General features: G+C 65.7%; 19 protein-coding genes. 8 read left to right on the top strand and 11 right to left on the bottom strand.

What is annotated here, in order from left to right; genetic code table 11:
• Positions 1 to 32: 32 nt before the first annotated feature.
• From HL666_RS27920 to HL666_RS27900, 5 genes are all read right to left on the bottom strand, one after another.
• The gene (locus tag HL666_RS27920) at positions 33 to 566 is read right to left on the bottom strand and encodes a DUF4142 domain-containing protein (RefSeq protein ID WP_172109494.1); all 534 of its coding nucleotides are present in this window, start codon (positions 564 to 566) and stop codon (positions 33 to 35) included.
• A gap of 29 nt (positions 567 to 595) precedes the next feature.
• The gene (locus HL666_RS27915; RefSeq protein ID WP_172132075.1) at positions 596 to 1390 is read right to left on the bottom strand and encodes a DUF72 domain-containing protein; all 795 of its coding nucleotides are present in this window, start codon (positions 1388 to 1390) and stop codon (positions 596 to 598) included.
• A 136-nt stretch (positions 1391 to 1526) separates the two neighbouring features.
• Positions 1527 to 1733 carry a hypothetical protein gene (locus HL666_RS27910; RefSeq protein ID WP_172109493.1) on the bottom strand — a complete coding sequence of 69 codons (207 nt, stop codon included), beginning with the start codon at positions 1731 to 1733 and terminating at the stop codon, positions 1527 to 1529.
• Between the two features lie 124 nt (positions 1734 to 1857).
• Positions 1858 to 2055 (bottom strand): hypothetical protein, encoded by a 198-nt coding sequence (locus HL666_RS27905; RefSeq protein WP_172109492.1) that lies wholly within the window; start codon positions 2053 to 2055, stop codon positions 1858 to 1860.
• Positions 2056 to 2175: 120 nt separating this feature from the next.
• On the bottom strand, positions 2176 to 2622 hold the full coding sequence (locus HL666_RS27900) for a hypothetical protein (RefSeq protein ID WP_172109491.1): 447 nt from the start codon (positions 2620 to 2622) through the stop codon (positions 2176 to 2178).
• Positions 2623 to 2862: 240 nt separating this feature from the next.
• Here HL666_RS27900 and HL666_RS27895 point away from each other — a divergent pair, with 240 nt between their 5' ends.
• From HL666_RS27895 to HL666_RS27870, 6 genes are all read left to right on the top strand, one after another.
• A complete protein-coding gene (locus HL666_RS27895) occupies positions 2863 to 3714 on the top strand; it encodes a 3-hydroxybutyryl-CoA dehydrogenase (protein WP_172109490.1) in 852 nt (283 codons plus the stop codon).
• 894 nt (positions 3715 to 4608) lie between these two features.
• Positions 4609 to 4902 (top strand): copper-binding protein, encoded by a 294-nt coding sequence (locus tag HL666_RS27890; RefSeq protein WP_172109489.1) that lies wholly within the window; start codon positions 4609 to 4611, stop codon positions 4900 to 4902.
• Between the two features lie 23 nt (positions 4903 to 4925).
• Positions 4926 to 5741: a DUF2066 domain-containing protein gene (locus tag HL666_RS27885; protein ID WP_172184734.1), complete on the top strand. Its 816-nt coding sequence runs from the start codon at positions 4926 to 4928 to the stop codon at positions 5739 to 5741.
• 168 nt (positions 5742 to 5909) lie between these two features.
• Positions 5910 to 6746, top strand: coding sequence for an SH3 domain-containing protein (locus tag HL666_RS27880; RefSeq protein WP_172132073.1), 837 nt, complete (start codon positions 5910 to 5912; stop codon positions 6744 to 6746).
• 129 nt (positions 6747 to 6875) lie between these two features.
• Positions 6876 to 7598 (top strand): DUF3750 domain-containing protein, encoded by a 723-nt coding sequence (locus tag HL666_RS27875; protein WP_172132072.1) that lies wholly within the window; start codon positions 6876 to 6878, stop codon positions 7596 to 7598.
• A gap of 176 nt (positions 7599 to 7774) precedes the next feature.
• Positions 7775 to 8206: a Rieske (2Fe-2S) protein gene (locus HL666_RS27870; protein WP_172132124.1), complete on the top strand. Its 432-nt coding sequence runs from the start codon at positions 7775 to 7777 to the stop codon at positions 8204 to 8206.
• Between the two features lie 27 nt (positions 8207 to 8233).
• Here HL666_RS27870 and HL666_RS27865 read toward each other — a convergent pair whose 3' ends face one another.
• A complete protein-coding gene (locus tag HL666_RS27865) occupies positions 8234 to 8464 on the bottom strand; it encodes an FmdB family zinc ribbon protein (protein WP_172109485.1) in 231 nt (76 codons plus the stop codon).
• Positions 8465 to 8694: 230 nt separating this feature from the next.
• Positions 8695 to 8910 carry a hypothetical protein gene (locus HL666_RS27860; protein ID WP_172109484.1) on the bottom strand — a complete coding sequence of 72 codons (216 nt, stop codon included), beginning with the start codon at positions 8908 to 8910 and terminating at the stop codon, positions 8695 to 8697.
• A 456-nt stretch (positions 8911 to 9366) separates the two neighbouring features.
• Between HL666_RS27860 and HL666_RS27855 the strand changes: the two genes are divergently transcribed.
• Complete coding sequence (locus HL666_RS27855) at positions 9367 to 10338, top strand: VOC family protein (RefSeq protein WP_172132071.1); 972 nt, start codon at positions 9367 to 9369, stop codon at positions 10336 to 10338.
• A gap of 64 nt (positions 10339 to 10402) precedes the next feature.
• Here the strand turns inward: HL666_RS27855 and HL666_RS27850 are convergent, their stop codons facing one another.
• The 4 genes from HL666_RS27850 to HL666_RS27835 form a co-directional block, all read right to left on the bottom strand.
• Complete coding sequence (locus HL666_RS27850) at positions 10403 to 10594, bottom strand: hypothetical protein (RefSeq protein WP_172132070.1); 192 nt, start codon at positions 10592 to 10594, stop codon at positions 10403 to 10405.
• A gap of 64 nt (positions 10595 to 10658) precedes the next feature.
• Positions 10659 to 11009: a zinc ribbon domain-containing protein YjdM gene (locus HL666_RS27845; RefSeq protein ID WP_172109481.1), complete on the bottom strand. Its 351-nt coding sequence runs from the start codon at positions 11007 to 11009 to the stop codon at positions 10659 to 10661.
• Positions 11010 to 11163: 154 nt separating this feature from the next.
• Positions 11164 to 11445, bottom strand: coding sequence for a DUF2312 domain-containing protein (locus HL666_RS27840; RefSeq protein ID WP_172184732.1), 282 nt, complete (start codon positions 11443 to 11445; stop codon positions 11164 to 11166).
• 146 nt (positions 11446 to 11591) lie between these two features.
• Positions 11592 to 12359: a lysozyme family protein gene (locus HL666_RS27835; RefSeq protein WP_376698628.1), complete on the bottom strand. Its 768-nt coding sequence runs from the start codon at positions 12357 to 12359 to the stop codon at positions 11592 to 11594.
• Between the two features lie 176 nt (positions 12360 to 12535).
• Here HL666_RS27835 and HL666_RS27830 point away from each other — a divergent pair, with 176 nt between their 5' ends.
• Positions 12536 to 14605 carry a methyl-accepting chemotaxis protein gene (locus HL666_RS27830; RefSeq protein WP_172109479.1) on the top strand — a complete coding sequence of 690 codons (2070 nt, stop codon included), beginning with the start codon at positions 12536 to 12538 and terminating at the stop codon, positions 14603 to 14605.
• The last annotated feature ends 106 nt before the right edge of the window (positions 14606 to 14711 follow it).

The raw sequence follows: 14711 nt of genomic DNA, 5'->3' as shown, positions 1-14711 counted from the left end.
CGGCCTGCCCGAGGTGAAATACCTGCGGAGAACTACTTGGCCTTGTCGAGCGTTTGCGCCATCTCGAGATGGTGCTGCAAGGCGGGCAGGGTCTTGCCGGCCCACGCCTTCAGCTCGGGATTGTCGCCGCCCTTCGCATAGCGCTCGAACAGCGACACCGCGTCCTTGTGGGCGCTGACCTGCATGTCGTCGAAATCGGAGCTGAAGTCCTTGCCTTTGGCTGCCTTCAGCTTGTCGAGCTTGCTCTGATGCGCGCTGTCGAGGCCGGCGGGAAGCTGCACCTTGACCTTGCCGCTGTCGACCATGCTCTTGAGCTCGCTCGAGGTCTTGGTGTGGTCCTTCACCATCTGCGCGGCGAAGCTCTTCTCCTGTGCGTTGCCTTTCTCCTCGCCGAGCTCGTTCGATTGCAGCTCGAACATGTCGCTGATGGCGACCTGCTTGACGAAATCTTCCGTGCTCGGCGCGATGCCGAGCGCCGAATTGACGCCGGTCTTCTCTCCGACCGATTGCGCCAGAGCGGGGCCGGCCAGCACAAGACAGCCGACGGCAATGATGGTGCGCTTCATGATCGTTCCTCTTGCTCAGGGGTTGAGGACTAAACCGTGAGCGGGACGCGATGTTCCGCGGAAGGCCGGCGCGAGCTGCGGCCTGAGCGGCTGTATCCTGCGCCGAGCATGGCGCGCAGCCGCAGGGCATCGGCGGGGGCGGCACTCTTCTGGTCATTGTCGAAATAGACGTAGACGTCGATGCCGTGCGCCGACCATGCCTGGATACGCCTGGCCCATTCCTCGAGCTTTGCGGCTGGATAGTTGTCCTTGTAGCGGCCGCCCGGGCCGTGGCCGCGCACATAGACGAAATCGGCGGTGCGTTTCCAGGGGGCCGGGGCATCGTGATGGTCAGACAAGCACAGCGAGATGTTCGCCTCCCGCAGCAGGCGGATGATGGAAGGCGTGTACCAGCTCGGGTGGCGGAATTCGAAACTGTAGCGCCTGTGCGTGGGCAACAGCGGCAGGAACGATCGCAGTCGATCGAGATTCGCTTCGAACTGCGGCGGCAGCTGAAACAGCACGGGGCCGGCCTTGTCGCCGAGCAGCGCCATCCGGCCCTCCATCAGCGCAATGCTGTTCACCGAGCGCTCGGACAGGCGCTTCCAATGCGTGATGAACTTGGAGGCCTTCCAGGCAAAGACGAAGTCCGGCCCGGTCTGATCACGCCAGCTGCGAACGGCCGCCTCGGTGGGGGTTCGATAGAACACGCCGTTCAGCTCTGTGGTCTCGAACTGAGTCGCGTAGTAGGGCAGCTGATGCTTGATCAGCAGGCCGGAGGGAAAGAAGGCGCCGCGCCAGGAGGCGTAGTGCCATCCCGATGTGCCGACCACGATCCGCGCCATCATTACCCTCGCCGGGACACCCTGTCTGTCACCCGATCCAAGCGTTTGGATGCGGTCGGGTTCCTCGGCAGGGGCACGGTCCAGCAGGCGAGGGCATTTAACGCTATACGGTTCTCTGCCGTAGAGACAGAGGGCGCTATCTGTCAGCAGCTTGCATGATCGGGGCGCTCAACAGCTCGTTGATGTGGGCGGCGGTCTCGGCCTGAAGCGCCTTCTTCAACAGAATGTCGCGTTCCTGGCCCGCAGGTAGCAGCTCAGCTGCATCGCGCGCGGCCGCGGCGGCCTGCTGCAGACGTTCCGCGAACGGGATGATCTGCTTGCTCCGGTTCCTCTTGATGGCCATGGCCGAACTCCTGTCATTCTGGACAGAAAAATGCGGCCACGGCGCGTTCGTGTCGCTAACACACGTTAGCGTGCAGTTCACGATGCGCGGAAGTCGGTTTCCGAAACAATCTCCGCCGAGCTGATTAGTTGTTTGACCTGTCCGGATCATTGCCGGGCACGCTCAGATGAACCTCGTGCCCTTGCTTGAGCGCCAGCGTCGCCGCCGCTGCCGCCGACTCGAATGCGGCTTCCTTGGTCGCGTAGTCGCCGTGGACATTGCCGTCGTGCAGCACGCTCCAGTGATCTTCGACCGCGACGATTGCGTATTGAGCCAGTCCCATTCCGTCCTCCATCTCAACTGCGCGTGAGCGCCAATTCTCGCGACCTGATGCAGTGCCGGCGAGCACGCCCATGAGTGGGCAGCCGCTGGACGCCATGTCAGAGCGCGCTGCGCGACAGCCTCAACGGCTCTGGTTGAGCGGGCCCTTTCCTCGCGCACTGTCGCTGGCCGTATCGTTGCCTGGGGCGGTCGGCGCGGCGGCCGCCGGGGCGCTCTGCTTCGGGGCCGCAGTGCCGGTGGTCTGCTGGCTGGTCGCCTGCGTGTCCTGCCGTGGACCCTTGTCGCCGGCGAACGACCAGAACATCAGCACGATGGCGGCGGCAACCACGACGATCGGGATCAGCAGGGCGTAGGGTGTGTTGCTCTGCATTCCGGGGACGCGCGACCCGGCGCCGCTGGCGCGCTCGGCCTGATCGTGCGCCGCGATCGACGCACGCGTGTTCTCGTCGAGCCTGGCACGCTCGCCGGGACGCAGCCGTCCGGACCGCGTCGCTGCATAAGCAAGGACGAGGCCGAGGATGACGATGCCGATCCCCCAACCCCAGAATGTTGCTGCTCCGCCGTCCATCGTTCGCCTCCCGCGCTGCTCGTCCCGACCGATCTCATCGGCCGAGTGCACGATCAACGAGAGGGTGATGCATCCGTTCCAGGTCGATGCGCCCCGGTGCCGCTCGACGGGCTGCTCAGGCCGGGCCCCTCCGGAGGCGTCGCCGGTGGCTTGCTGGGGCCTACCGGGCGGGGCGATAGCCTGTTAAGCAACACCTGACTGCGGGACGAGGTCCCGAGCGACAGGAGAGAGGCATCGGCAATGATTCAGACGGTCGGCATCATCGGAGCAGGCACCATGGGCAACGGCATCGCGCAGGTGTGCGCGGCGGCCGGCCTGCCAATCGTCATGGTTGATATTTCCGAGCAGGCGGTGGCGCGTGGGCTCGCCACCGTCGGCTCGAGCCTCGATCGCCTGGTCAAGAAGGACAAGATGACCGCCGCCGACAAGGACAGGGCGCTGTCGCTGATCTCCGGCACAACGGACAAGGCCAAGCTGTCGAGCTGTGATCTGGTGATCGAGGCCGCGACCGAGAACGAGGAGCTCAAGCACAAGATCCTCAAGGACCTCTGCGCCGGCCTGAAGCCCGAAGCTCTGATCGCCACCAACACCTCGTCGATCTCGATCACCAAGCTCGCCACCGCGACCGACCGGCCAGACCGCTTCATCGGCATGCACTTCTTCAATCCCGTGCCGATGATGGCGCTGCTCGAGCTGATCCGCGGCCTGCAGACCTCCGATGCCACCCACGCTGCGGCGGCCGACTTCGCCAAGCGGATCGGCAAGGTTGCAATCACCGCCAAGAACAGTCCCGGCTTCGCCGTGAACCGCATCCTGTGCCCGATGATCAACGAAGCCATCTTCGCCTATTCGGAAGGGATTGCCACCGCTGCCGATATCGACGAAGGCATGAAGCTCGGCTGCAATCATCCGATCGGCCCGCTGGCGCTCGCGGACCTGATCGGACTCGATACGATGTTGTCGGTGATGGAGGTGTTCTACAACGGCTTCAACGATCCCAAATATCGCCCGGCGCCACTGCTGAAGGAAATGGTGGCCGCAGGGCAACTCGGACGTAAGACCGGCAAGGGCTTCTACGACTACAACAAGTAGCTGCGGTGCGCAGCGGAGTGAAGGCGCGGCGGATCACGCGGATCCGCCGTTGCTTGTGACACTTCAGCTCTACGCTCAAGGAAGAGTTCTACGCTCAAGAAAGAGTTCTGCGCTTGAGGAAGCGTCCGCACGCCAGCACGGTATGTCGCGTGCAATGGGCGTGGTGCAGCAATGTCCGGCTGTTGAGAGCGTGAGCGGATTTTGCTCCTTGCGATGTCCATTGGCGCTATGGATGGCGTTATATCGATGCGCGCTCTCTGCGGCTTTGCGCAATCACCAACTCACGACTCAGTTGCCCGGCGGCAACGAGTCCAATGGAGACTTCCGCATCGAAGAGGCTTCCGCATCGAAAATTCGTCGCTCACGGCACAGCGCCGGGCCGGCAAGGGGCCATGCCTCGCTGATGCAGCCCTCTAAGCCGCGTCCCGGCGTGCCGTTCGTGAGTTGCCGCTATGCGATGGTCCGAAGCGATACCGTCGCATTCAGCGGTTCTGGTACGGAGGTGGAGTCATAGAGCCTCCTTGCAATCCGGTTTGCTTGCTGCCGTTGGGTCGCTGCTGCGAGCAGACGGCATCGCGATGCTCCTCCTGTGCGCCGATGCTGTCAAGGCGCATCATGACGCAATGATGAATTCGACGTTACGAGTTTCTGCGCCGCGATGGCACCCATGCGTGTGATGACAAACCATCGAAAATGACTAAATGAGACGGGCTGTCTGCAGGATGCCTGAAGGCCGACCTGCGCATGGACGCGACAGAATGAGGCGCGCAGATGAATGCGGTGGCTCGAATGGCCGCGTTCATGTGTGATTGCACTCGGGGCTGATAGGCTGGCAGCCGGAACCAAAAGAGCGGCGCAGCGTCTTGTCTGCCGCGATCAAGCAGGAGAACAGCGATGAAAGCAGCAACGATCACTCTGGCCGCGGTTGCGGCTCTCGTGTCGAGCCTTCCTGCGCTTGCCGCGGACCAAGGCGTTGCAGGTGTCGTGACGGGCATCAACCGTCTGAATGGAACCGTCGCCATCAAGCGCGTTCAGGCTGGAACAGTGGGAGCAAACGCCGCGGCCGAGGAGTTCAAGGTCAAGGACAATGCGATGATCGAGGAGGTTCATGCCGGTGATCGCGTCACGTTCTCGACTGCCGACGGCACCGGAGCGAAGACGATCATCAAGCTCGACCGACAGAAATAGCTTTGCTCCACTGAGGACGCGCGATGCGGACGCGGGGACGTTTGCAGCGATGTTGCGCATGGTGTGTTGCGCTGTGGCTGATCGTCGGTCTGTGGCCTGTCGCAAGGGCAGGGATCGATGATCTCTACCGGGCGCAAACCGTCGTCACCGGCCAGGGGGAGGACAATCGCCGGGCTGGCTTTGCGCTTTGCCTGGAGGATGTCCTCATCAAGGTGTCCGGCGCCTTACAGCTCAAGGAGGATGAGAGGCTTGCGCCGCTCAAGTTGCGGGCGGGCGAATATGTCACGAGCTTCGACTATCACGACCAGATGTCGGGCAAGCCGAAGCGCGATGAGCAGGGGACACGCGACCGGCCCTATGACCTGACCGTGTCGTTCGATCGCGGCAAGATCGACGATCTGCTGCGCTCATTCGACATCAAGCCGTGGCTGGCGCCGCGGCCGTTGGTCGCGGCCGTGGTGGCGATGTCGTCGGGCAGCCGGACCTATCTCGTCACATCCGACGATCGGCAGTCGGATCTTCAGCGCGATGCGTTGCGGGCCGCCGCGAGCAAGCGCGGCCTCACCATGCTCCTCCCTGCATCGCAGGCGGGCTCGATCGCGCTTGGCCGCGCCGAGCTGCCTCCTGCAACCCTCGCTGCGACGATACCGGGCGCCGAGGCGACGTTGCTGGGCCGGCTTACCTGGGACGATGCCGAGCTCGGCTGGGTCGCGCAATGGCAGCTTGATGCGGCAGGCGCGGAGCATCACTGGGAGTTTCGTGGTGTCACGTTCGATGAAGCGTTTCGCCGCGGATTGGGCGGTGTCGCCCAGATCCTTTCGCACAACGGCGCGCCCTGACGCGCAGTCCGCCGCGAGCGCGGTCCTGACACGCTGACATACCGTTGCCTCCATGGGATTGCCGTGAGGTTGCCGCGATAGACTGTCACCGTCCTGTCGTGTTCATGCCGGAGCGGCCAACGTCCCATGCGCGGGCGATGCGCCGCCGGAAGCGGACAGGAGGTGCTCGTGCTGAAGCTCAAAACGTGTCTCGTCGCCGCGCTGATGCTCACAACGTCCGTGTCGCTGGCTGCGGCTGCTCCGGGGCTGCTGCGCAAACCGGCCACGATGCGTGCAGGACCGGGCGCCGGCTTTCCGGTCGTCGAGCGCATTCCGGCGGGCACACGTGTCACCATCCACGGCTGCATCCAGGGTGGGGCCTGGTGTGATGTCAGCATCGACGGCGAACGCGGTTGGGTGGCGGCGAAGGCGCTCGCTTATCTCTATCGTGAGCAGTACGTCTCTTTGCCCGAATATGTGGAATACGTGCCGGTGGCGCCGTTCGTATTGACCACGTATTGGAGCAGCTTCTACTTCGGACGGCCGTGGTTTCATCGCCATGCGTTCTGGAACCGCTACTCGCGTCACCATCCGCCAGCGATGGCGCAAAATCCGCAGCAGCCCGGCATAAACCCTGGTGGTGCCGGTCGCGGTCCTGCCGGGATGGGGCACGCCGTCGCCGGCGCGACGACCGGAGCCGGCGGTCAGCCCACGCCGCCGCGCATGGCGGCAGGCTCGCCTGCACCACAAACCACAGGTCTCGCCGGACCGCGAATGCCGGCCGGCAATGCGCAGAGCGCGATGCCTGTCAGCATCGTGCAGCCTTCCATGGGGCGCATCAGCGGCCCGTCGCAGGGTGCACGTGCGCAAATGGGCGGCATGCGCGCCATGAGCGGGGGAGGAGCGCTCCCCGGCGCAGCAGCCCCCCATTTCGGAAATTCCGCCATGAGTGGGCCGCGCATGGGCGCAAGCGTCGGCCGGGGCGGTGGTCGTTCCGGGCCCGGCGGTGGTTTCCGGCGACATTGACGCAGCCCGGGATCGACGCGGAGGCGCGGAAACGCCCGGGTTCGTGGATGGCGATAGGCGGAGGCGATGACTATATGCGTGTGGTCGTCCTGCAATTGAATGCCATCCTCAGCTGCCGTGAAAAAGCTCGTGCTTCTGTTCCTGCTGCTCCTCGTCGCCCCGATCTCACTATCCGCCGCAAACTATCTGCGCAGCGACCGCGGGAGCGGCTGGCAGACGGCGGACCGGTCGAGCGCGGGATTGCTGCCGCCTCCCGAACAGAACGTCGATGCCGTCGTTCGCGTGTTCGCTGCACGGACGGTGCGCTGGCGCGGCATCTTCGCGGTCCACACCTGGATCGTCGTCAAGGACAAGGGCGCCCGGCGCTACACACGCTACGACTACACGGCGTGGGGCGAGCCGATCCGCATCGACGGCTTCGCACCGGACGGGCGCTGGTTCGGTGCGCTGCCGGAAACCGTGCTGGCCGTTGATGGTGACGAGGCCGAGCGTGTGATTCCGAGGATTCGCAGCGTCATCGAGGGCTATCGCTTCCGCGCCTATGGCGACTACAATGCGTGGCCCGGACCGAACTCGAACACCTTCGTGCAGGCGGCTCTGAACGCCGTTCCTGAGCTGAACGCGGTGCTGCCGCCGACTGCGATCGGCAAGGACTTCCCCTATGACGGGTGGTGGGGACGTACGGCTTCCGGAACCGGTCTGTTCGTCTCACTGGGAGGCTATCTCGGCTTCACCGTGGGCTGGATCGAAGGGCTGGAGTTGAACGTCTTCGGCGGGGTCCTCGGCCTTGATGTGCGTCGGCCGGCTCTGAAGTTTCCCGGAATTGGCCGGCTCGGCCTGCCCCTGACCTGAGACTGCGCTCGGCGGCCATCGATATCGCCTGGCACGGCCCTTGCTGCGATCCGTACTGGCACCCCGCAATGTCGCGGATGCGCCATACGCCGGCGTCCTGCCGCGTGCGCGCGTCGAGGTTCGCTTCGAGCGCATTGCGTGTGCCTGATCCGCTGCGCGGCGATGGGAGACTGCTGATGAACACGCTGTTTGCGATCTGCGCGACCTACGAAGTCGATGACGGCAGCGCGCGCGGCTTCGTGCTGCAGCGGCGCGATCCGGATGGCAGCGCGAAGCCCTGGCCGATCCTGGTCACGCGTAAAGGCAACAACTTCTACGGATTCGAGAATGCCTGCCCGCATCAAGGCGCGCGGCTAGACAAGCGTCCGGGCGAGTTCATGGATGAGGAGGGCAACTTCCTCGTCTGCAGCCAGCATGGCGCGCAGTTCGATCTCGATACCGGGCGGTGCTTCATTGGGCCTTGTCAGGGCGGGGCGCTGCTGCCGGTCAAGCTCGTCATCGACGACGGCGACGTTTGTCTGTCTGGTGTGGATCTCGATGAGGAGGACGGGCTCGACATCGACGATCCCGAGGACGACGTCCCCGAGGTCCAGATCACTTCGGACTGACGTGCCCCGCCGGCCGCCATCCGGGGATCAGCCCTTCTTCCGTTCGGCTCGACTGAAATTGCTGAGATGTCCCTCACGGGCAGCCTGCGCGCGCGCTGCCTTGATCATGCCGGGGCTCCGCGCCGGCGGCGCCGGAAGCGAGGGCAGACGGGCGAGCTTGCGCCCGCCGCAGGTGGGGCACACCGGCTTTTCCGAAATCCCGATCAGCAACTCGACGTCCTGCGCGCAGGTGGCGCAATGGAAGCTGTAGAACGGCATGACACGCATCCCTTCGTTGACACGAGGGGGTGTTGCAGGAAGCGGGCCAGCGGTGAGCTGGCCTGAAAAACGCCGCTGCTGGGCTCATTTGCGCACAAGCAGCGCCGTTTTCCTTCCGCGCTTGTCCCGAACGCGACGTCGCGAGCGTCCAACGTTCGACAGTGCTGCACGCGACGGCGGATCCGGCGGCCGGGCCCGTGGATCCGGGCGCCAGCCAGCCGGGGACGCGATCAGGCGTGGGTCTTCGGCACGTACTTGCCGGCGACGCACTTGTAACTCTGCAGATGCCACTCGTGGTAAGGACCCTTCGACATCCAGTCTGCGATGCCGATCTGCGCACTGACTGCGCATGATGCCATCGTGATGCCGGACATCTCGCTGTTGGTAACGACCTTCTCCATGCAGAGCTGGCCGTTGCATAGCATTGCGACGAGAGTGACGAGCACGTTGATTCTGCCTCCAAAGAGTGGGACCCGGTGAGGATCGAGAAAGCAGAGTTCATGCCAAGTTATGAATCCAGGCCGTGCTGCTACGGGAAGGATTGATACGGGTGTCACTTCATGGCGACAGAAACGTGATGGATTCACTGCTTACGTCACGCATCGCTCCGAGTGCCGATCTCCTGCGCTGCTGATCAGTTGGCTGTTTGGATGTAGCTACGTCCACTCTGCTTCAATTTGAGCTACGATCGTCGTGCGCCGAAGCCAAACTGCAGGCAGCGCCTGCGCAGTCCTGAGGCGTTCAGGGGCGGCTGTCCTGAAGGCCCCGGTTCGCCGCTGCATTCCGAATGCGGGCAGCGTTCGGATACCGTATTTCACACGGACGTGACGGGGGCGATAGGCGGCGGACTTGCGTCCTCGGGCGGCGGTTCCGTAGGAAGACGGACCATTCTGGGGGACGTGATGACAGTCGATTTCACCCGCCGCGCGCTTCTTGAGCTGGCCGGCGTTTCATCGATCACAGTGGCCGCCATCGCCGCCGCGCGCGCTGAGGGCGGGGGCGAGAGCACCGCGCCGGGCCCGACCTTCGCGAGCCGGACGCCGATTCGGATCGGCATGGTGACCTTGCGCGTGAACGATCCCGACAAGGTCGCTGGCTTCTACCGCGACGTCATCGGCCTCTCGGTGTTGCAGCGGACGGAGACGTCGGTCCGGCTCGGCGCCGGCGGCGTGGCGCTGGTCGAGCTCGAGCCGCGCCCGGATGCGAATCGCGAATCGCCGCGCGCCGCCGGGTTGTTTCACACCGCCTTCCTGATGCCGACCCGCAAGGACCTCGCGCGCTGGCTGGTGCATGTCGCGCGCAACCGCACGCCGCTGACCGGCTTTGCCGACCACAATGTCAGCGAGGCCGTCTATCTCGACGATCCCGAAGGCAACGGCGTCGAGGTCTACGCCGACCGCGCCCCCGAGTTGTGGCAGTGGCGCGACGGCTCGGTTCGCATGGGCACGGAGCAGCTCGACCTCGACGATCTGGTCGGGCTCACCGATGCGCGCACCACGAACTACGCCGGCGCGCCGGAGGACTTGCGGATCGGTCATGTCCATCTGAAGGTCGGCGATATCGGTCAGGCCGCGGCGTTCTACACCGGGCTGATCGGCCTCAGCCCGACGCGCACGATCGACCGCGCCGCCTTCCTGTCGTCAGGCCGCTATCACCATCACATCGGCGCCAACACCTGGCGCAGCGCCGGCGCCGGCCGCCGTGACGATGGCACCACCGGCTTGTCCTGGTTCTCCTTCGAGGTTCGCGGCGAAGAGCTTCTCGCTGGACAGGAGGCGCGGCTGCGTCGGGCCGGTGCCGTGCTGACGACGCTCACGAATGGTTTGGAGACCGCGGATCCCTGGGGCACCAGGGTCCGTTTGATCCGGGCGTGATGGTGCAGGTGTCTGGCGGCCGACCGGCTGTCAGAGCGCAAGTCGGCGGTGCGGGATCGTCCGCTCAGGCTTCGTTGAGGCCTGCGCCCCGATCCGTCAGCACCTTCTGGCCTTTCGCCGTCAACTCGTAGATGTCACCATCCTTGGCGACGTAGCCCTCACGGATCAGGCCGTCGATCTCGTCCTGCCGCGCGGGGGAGAAGGCGATCGCCTGACCGATATCCGCAAGCGTTGCGATCTGGTCGTCCGTCAGCATGGTCATTCTCCCGTTGTTCAACCGAACGCCGCGGCGTCGCGAAATGTTCCGGGAGGATTGAAGGCTAGGCCTTGCGCACGAACTCCGATTTCAAGTTCATCTGGCCGATGCCGTCGATCTTGCAAGCGATGTTGTGGCCGTCGCTGGCTTCCTGCAGGCGGATGTTGCGCACCTTGGTGCCGCCCTTCACCACCGAGGAAGAGCCTTTCACTTTGAGGTCTTTGATGACGATGACGCTGTCCCCATCAGCGAGGACATTGCCGTTGGCGTCGCGGATGCTGGTGTCGTCATCGGCCGCAGCGGCACCGGTGGCGTCACCGCTCCATTCGTGACCGCATTCCGGACAGACCCACAAGGCACCGTCCTGATAAGCGTGCTCGGAGCGGCATTGCGGGCAGGTCATCGCGTCGGTCATCTCATCCTCGGGCGCTGGCAGAAGCGTGGCGCAGCGTTAGAGGCTCGCATGGAACCGGGCAAGGAAAATCGCCTACGGCCGCAGTCACAGCGCGCGTTGCAGAGCCATCGCGCGCTGTCGTTGTCGAGATGGCGCTGGCCGAGCCAGCCGGGTCTCAGGCCGCCTTTTTCTCGGGGACCTTGGCGGTTTCCGTCTCGGCCGCTTCCATGGCTCGCATATAGGTGTCGAGCAGCGTCTCGTGCTCGTCGCGCTCTTCCTGGTCCTGCTTTCGCAGCTTGATGATCTCCTTCAGGATCTTGACGTCGAAGCCCTCGCCCTTGGCCTCGGCGAAGACTTCCTTCTTCTGCTCGTTCAGTTCCGCCAACTCGCCATCGAGGTGCTCGATCCGTTCGACGAAGGACCGGATGCGCGCGCCGGGAATGCCGATCTCTGACATGGTGACTCCTGTACTAATGGGATGGAGAAAATGCGCGGCAGTTCGTTGCCAATGTCTTAACGGCGGCGTCTTGCCCACAGCGGCACGTCCGACGTGCTTAACGCGGAGCAGGGCGGCGGCCGATGCTGGCGCGCGCCGACGATACGTCAGCTCCGCTCCGGTGCTGCGAGCTTCTGAAACTGCTTCTTCATCGCATTGAGCTTGCGGAGATAGCCCGCCACCGAGTGGTCGCCGCAGCGCTCGCCATCGTCCGGCTTGAAGCCGCGGCGGACGAAGCCTGATGCAGGACCGGCGCCGCAGAGATGGATCACGGCGGCGAGATCCTGCCTCTGCTGCGCCGTCGGCTTTGCGGCAGGGTGCCGCGCGAGCACCGAAGCGACCTGGCGGTCGAGCGAGATGACCGTGAGCGCCACCGCGTGCGGCGGCCAGGCGCGGACGTACAGGCTCGGCGATCCGCAGCCGTCGCTGACGACCTCGTGATCGCGGATGCAGAAGCGGGACGCATCGGCGAACGCGCCATCCGTCATCTGGAACAAGCCCACGGCGCTCGAGGCCGGCTGATACAGCGCGAACGGATTCCACGCCAGGCGCCAGCGCCAATAGGTGCGCGCCACCGGATTGCCGGAGCTCTCGGTCTGCGCCAGAGCTGCCAGCAGCTCCGCCGTGATCGCGCGTGTCGCATGCGCGCGGAACAGCGTGCCGTATTGCCGCCACGTCTCGTCCGGCTCCTTGTCGAGCGAGTGGCCGGTCACCACGAACAACTCGGTCGGCTTGCGGACGACGTGATAGGCCAGATTGACCAGCGCGAAGGTGCCGAGCGCCAGTCCGGCGATGCAGGTCAGCTTGAGCCACCGCGGCGCCGCGCTCGCCTGCCGCCCCAGCCACCGCGCAGCGCGTGGTGCGATTCGCTCCATATCGCGCCGCAGCCTGCGCCAACGGCCGCTCCGCTGCGGCTTGCGCGATTTTTGTTGGAGTGGAGCAGGGCTGTTCGGCAACTGATTACCTCGGCTGTCGGTGTGCCGGTCCATGGTTAAGGAAGAATTTGTGCAATTGCGCCATCCTGCCACTTTATGGTGTGAGGCGGTGCGTGATGAAGAAGTCGGTCAGTACCCTGCTGATGGTGCTCCTGTCGGTCCTGGCGGCCGGCATCCTGGTGTCGACGGCAATCCTGATGAGCGGCGCTGCCGGCCGCTATCGCGAGAGCGTGGCGACCGAGCAACTGACGGCGGCGGACAAGGCGATCTTCCAGAACGTCCTCGTGATGCGCGCCCATCGCGGCGACATCCAGAGCGTGCTGCTCAGCGAGGAGGATCCGCGCGCCAAGCTCACCGAATATCAGGCCATCGAGGCCAAGGGCTATGACGGCATCGTCACGGCGCTCGCTGGCGTCGACATGCCCGAGCGGGATGATCTCACGGCCAGGCTGAAATCGAGCTGGGAGGCGACGGTTCCGCAGTTCAGGCTGCTGTTCGACGAGGCCGCCAAGCCGCGGCCCGAGCGGGTGCTCGCACGCACCCAGGCCTGGTACGACGCGATGACCAAGACGCTCGACGCCGCCAATGCGGCCTCGCTCGCGGTGTCCAACCGGGCCTGGATGACCGACCCGACCATCGCCAAGATGGTGCAGGCGCGGCGGCTGGCCTGGCAGGTCCGCGACCGCTACGGGCTGCAATGCTCGGCGATGCGCCCGAACATCAATGCCTCCAAGCCGCTCGACGACGCGCAGAAGGGCACGATCGGCCAGTGGCGCGGCACCGTCGCGGCCGGCTGGGCCGGTCTCGACGACCTCTTGGCCGGCGCAGGCGGCACCCAGCTCGCCTCGGTCGTGAAGTCCTCGCGCGCCGAGGTCGATGCCGCGCAACAGCGCATGGACCAGCTCACCAAGGGCTTCGACGGCAGCGGCAAGCCGGCGATGCCGGCCCCCGAATGGAACGCGTTCTGCCAGGGCCCGTTCGCCGGCATCATCGCCATCGGCATGACCGCGCTCGACGGCTCGATCGCGCGCGCCGAGGCGATCAGGACCGCGGCGCTGAGCAGCCTGATCGTGCAGTCCATCGCCTTCCTCGCCGCGCTCGTGGTGGCCGGCCTGGCGCTGCGCGCGGTCCGCGTTCGCCTGGTGCGCCCGGTGGGCGCGCTGATGCAGGCGATCCAGCGCATCGGCCAGCGCGACTACCAGACCCCGGTGCCGCAATTCGCCCATGCCGACGAGTTCGGCGCCATGGCCGCCGCGCTCGAGGGCCTGCGCGAGAGCGCCGCCACCGCCGACCAGCTGTCGCGCGAGCGCGAGCTCGACCAGGGCCGCCGGCTGGAGCGCTCGCAGGCGATCGACAGCGCCTGCCGGAGCTTCGACGACACCGTGCAGGCGGTCATCGTCAGCATGAGCGGCTCCACCGGCCAGCTCGACACCTCCGCCACCGACGTGCGCCGGCTGGTGGACGATTCCACCGAGCAGACCGCCGCCGTCGCCAGCGCCGCGGAAACCGCGACCAGCAATCTCGAGACCATCGCCGCGGCCACCGAGGAGCTGACGGCCTCCGTCTCCGAGATCGCCGCCCAGGTGCAGGCCTCCGCGGCCGACGCCCGCCAGGCGGTCGAGAAGGCGGCGCAGACCAACGCCACCGTCGAGATGCTCGACCGCGCCGCCAACCGCATCGGCGAGGTGGTCAAGATGATCACCGCGATCGCCAGCCAGACCAACCTGCTGGCGCTCAACGCGACCATCGAGGCGGCGCGCGCGGGCGAGGCCGGCCGCGGCTTCGCGGTGGTCGCCGGCGAGGTCAAGAACCTCGCGGCGCAGACCGCGACCGCCACCGACGACATCACCCGGCAGATCGCCGAGATCCAGGCCGCCACCGGCGAATCGGTCGAGGCGATCCGCGCCATCAGCCTCAACATCTCCGGCATCGACGAGAAGATGACCGCGATCGCGGCCGCCGTCGAGGAGCAGCGCGCCGCCACCACCGAGATCTCGCGCAACTTCCAGCAGGCGGCGCTGGGCACCCGCGCCGTGACCGACACGATCGGTTCGGTCGCCGCGCTCAACCGCCAGACCGGCAATGCGGGGGCTGCGATGGTCGAGTCCGTGCGTCGCATGTCCGACGATGCCGACCGTTTTCGCGTGGCGGTCGAGGGCTTCCTCGGCACCGTGCGCAAGGCGTAGCACCGCCCGCGCGAGCGCGATCCCGCGGCGCAGATGGCGCCCGAGGCTTGCCGGTCGTCGGCCCTCCGAAGCGAGAGGGCGCGGGGAATGCCGGGCGCTGGCCGCA

Origin of the sequence: Bradyrhizobium aeschynomenes, assembly GCF_013178945.1 — a bacterium.
GTDB classification, from domain to species: Bacteria; Pseudomonadota; Alphaproteobacteria; order Rhizobiales; family Xanthobacteraceae; genus Bradyrhizobium; species Bradyrhizobium aeschynomenes.
This window is presented reverse-complemented; position numbering and strand designations above follow the sequence as displayed.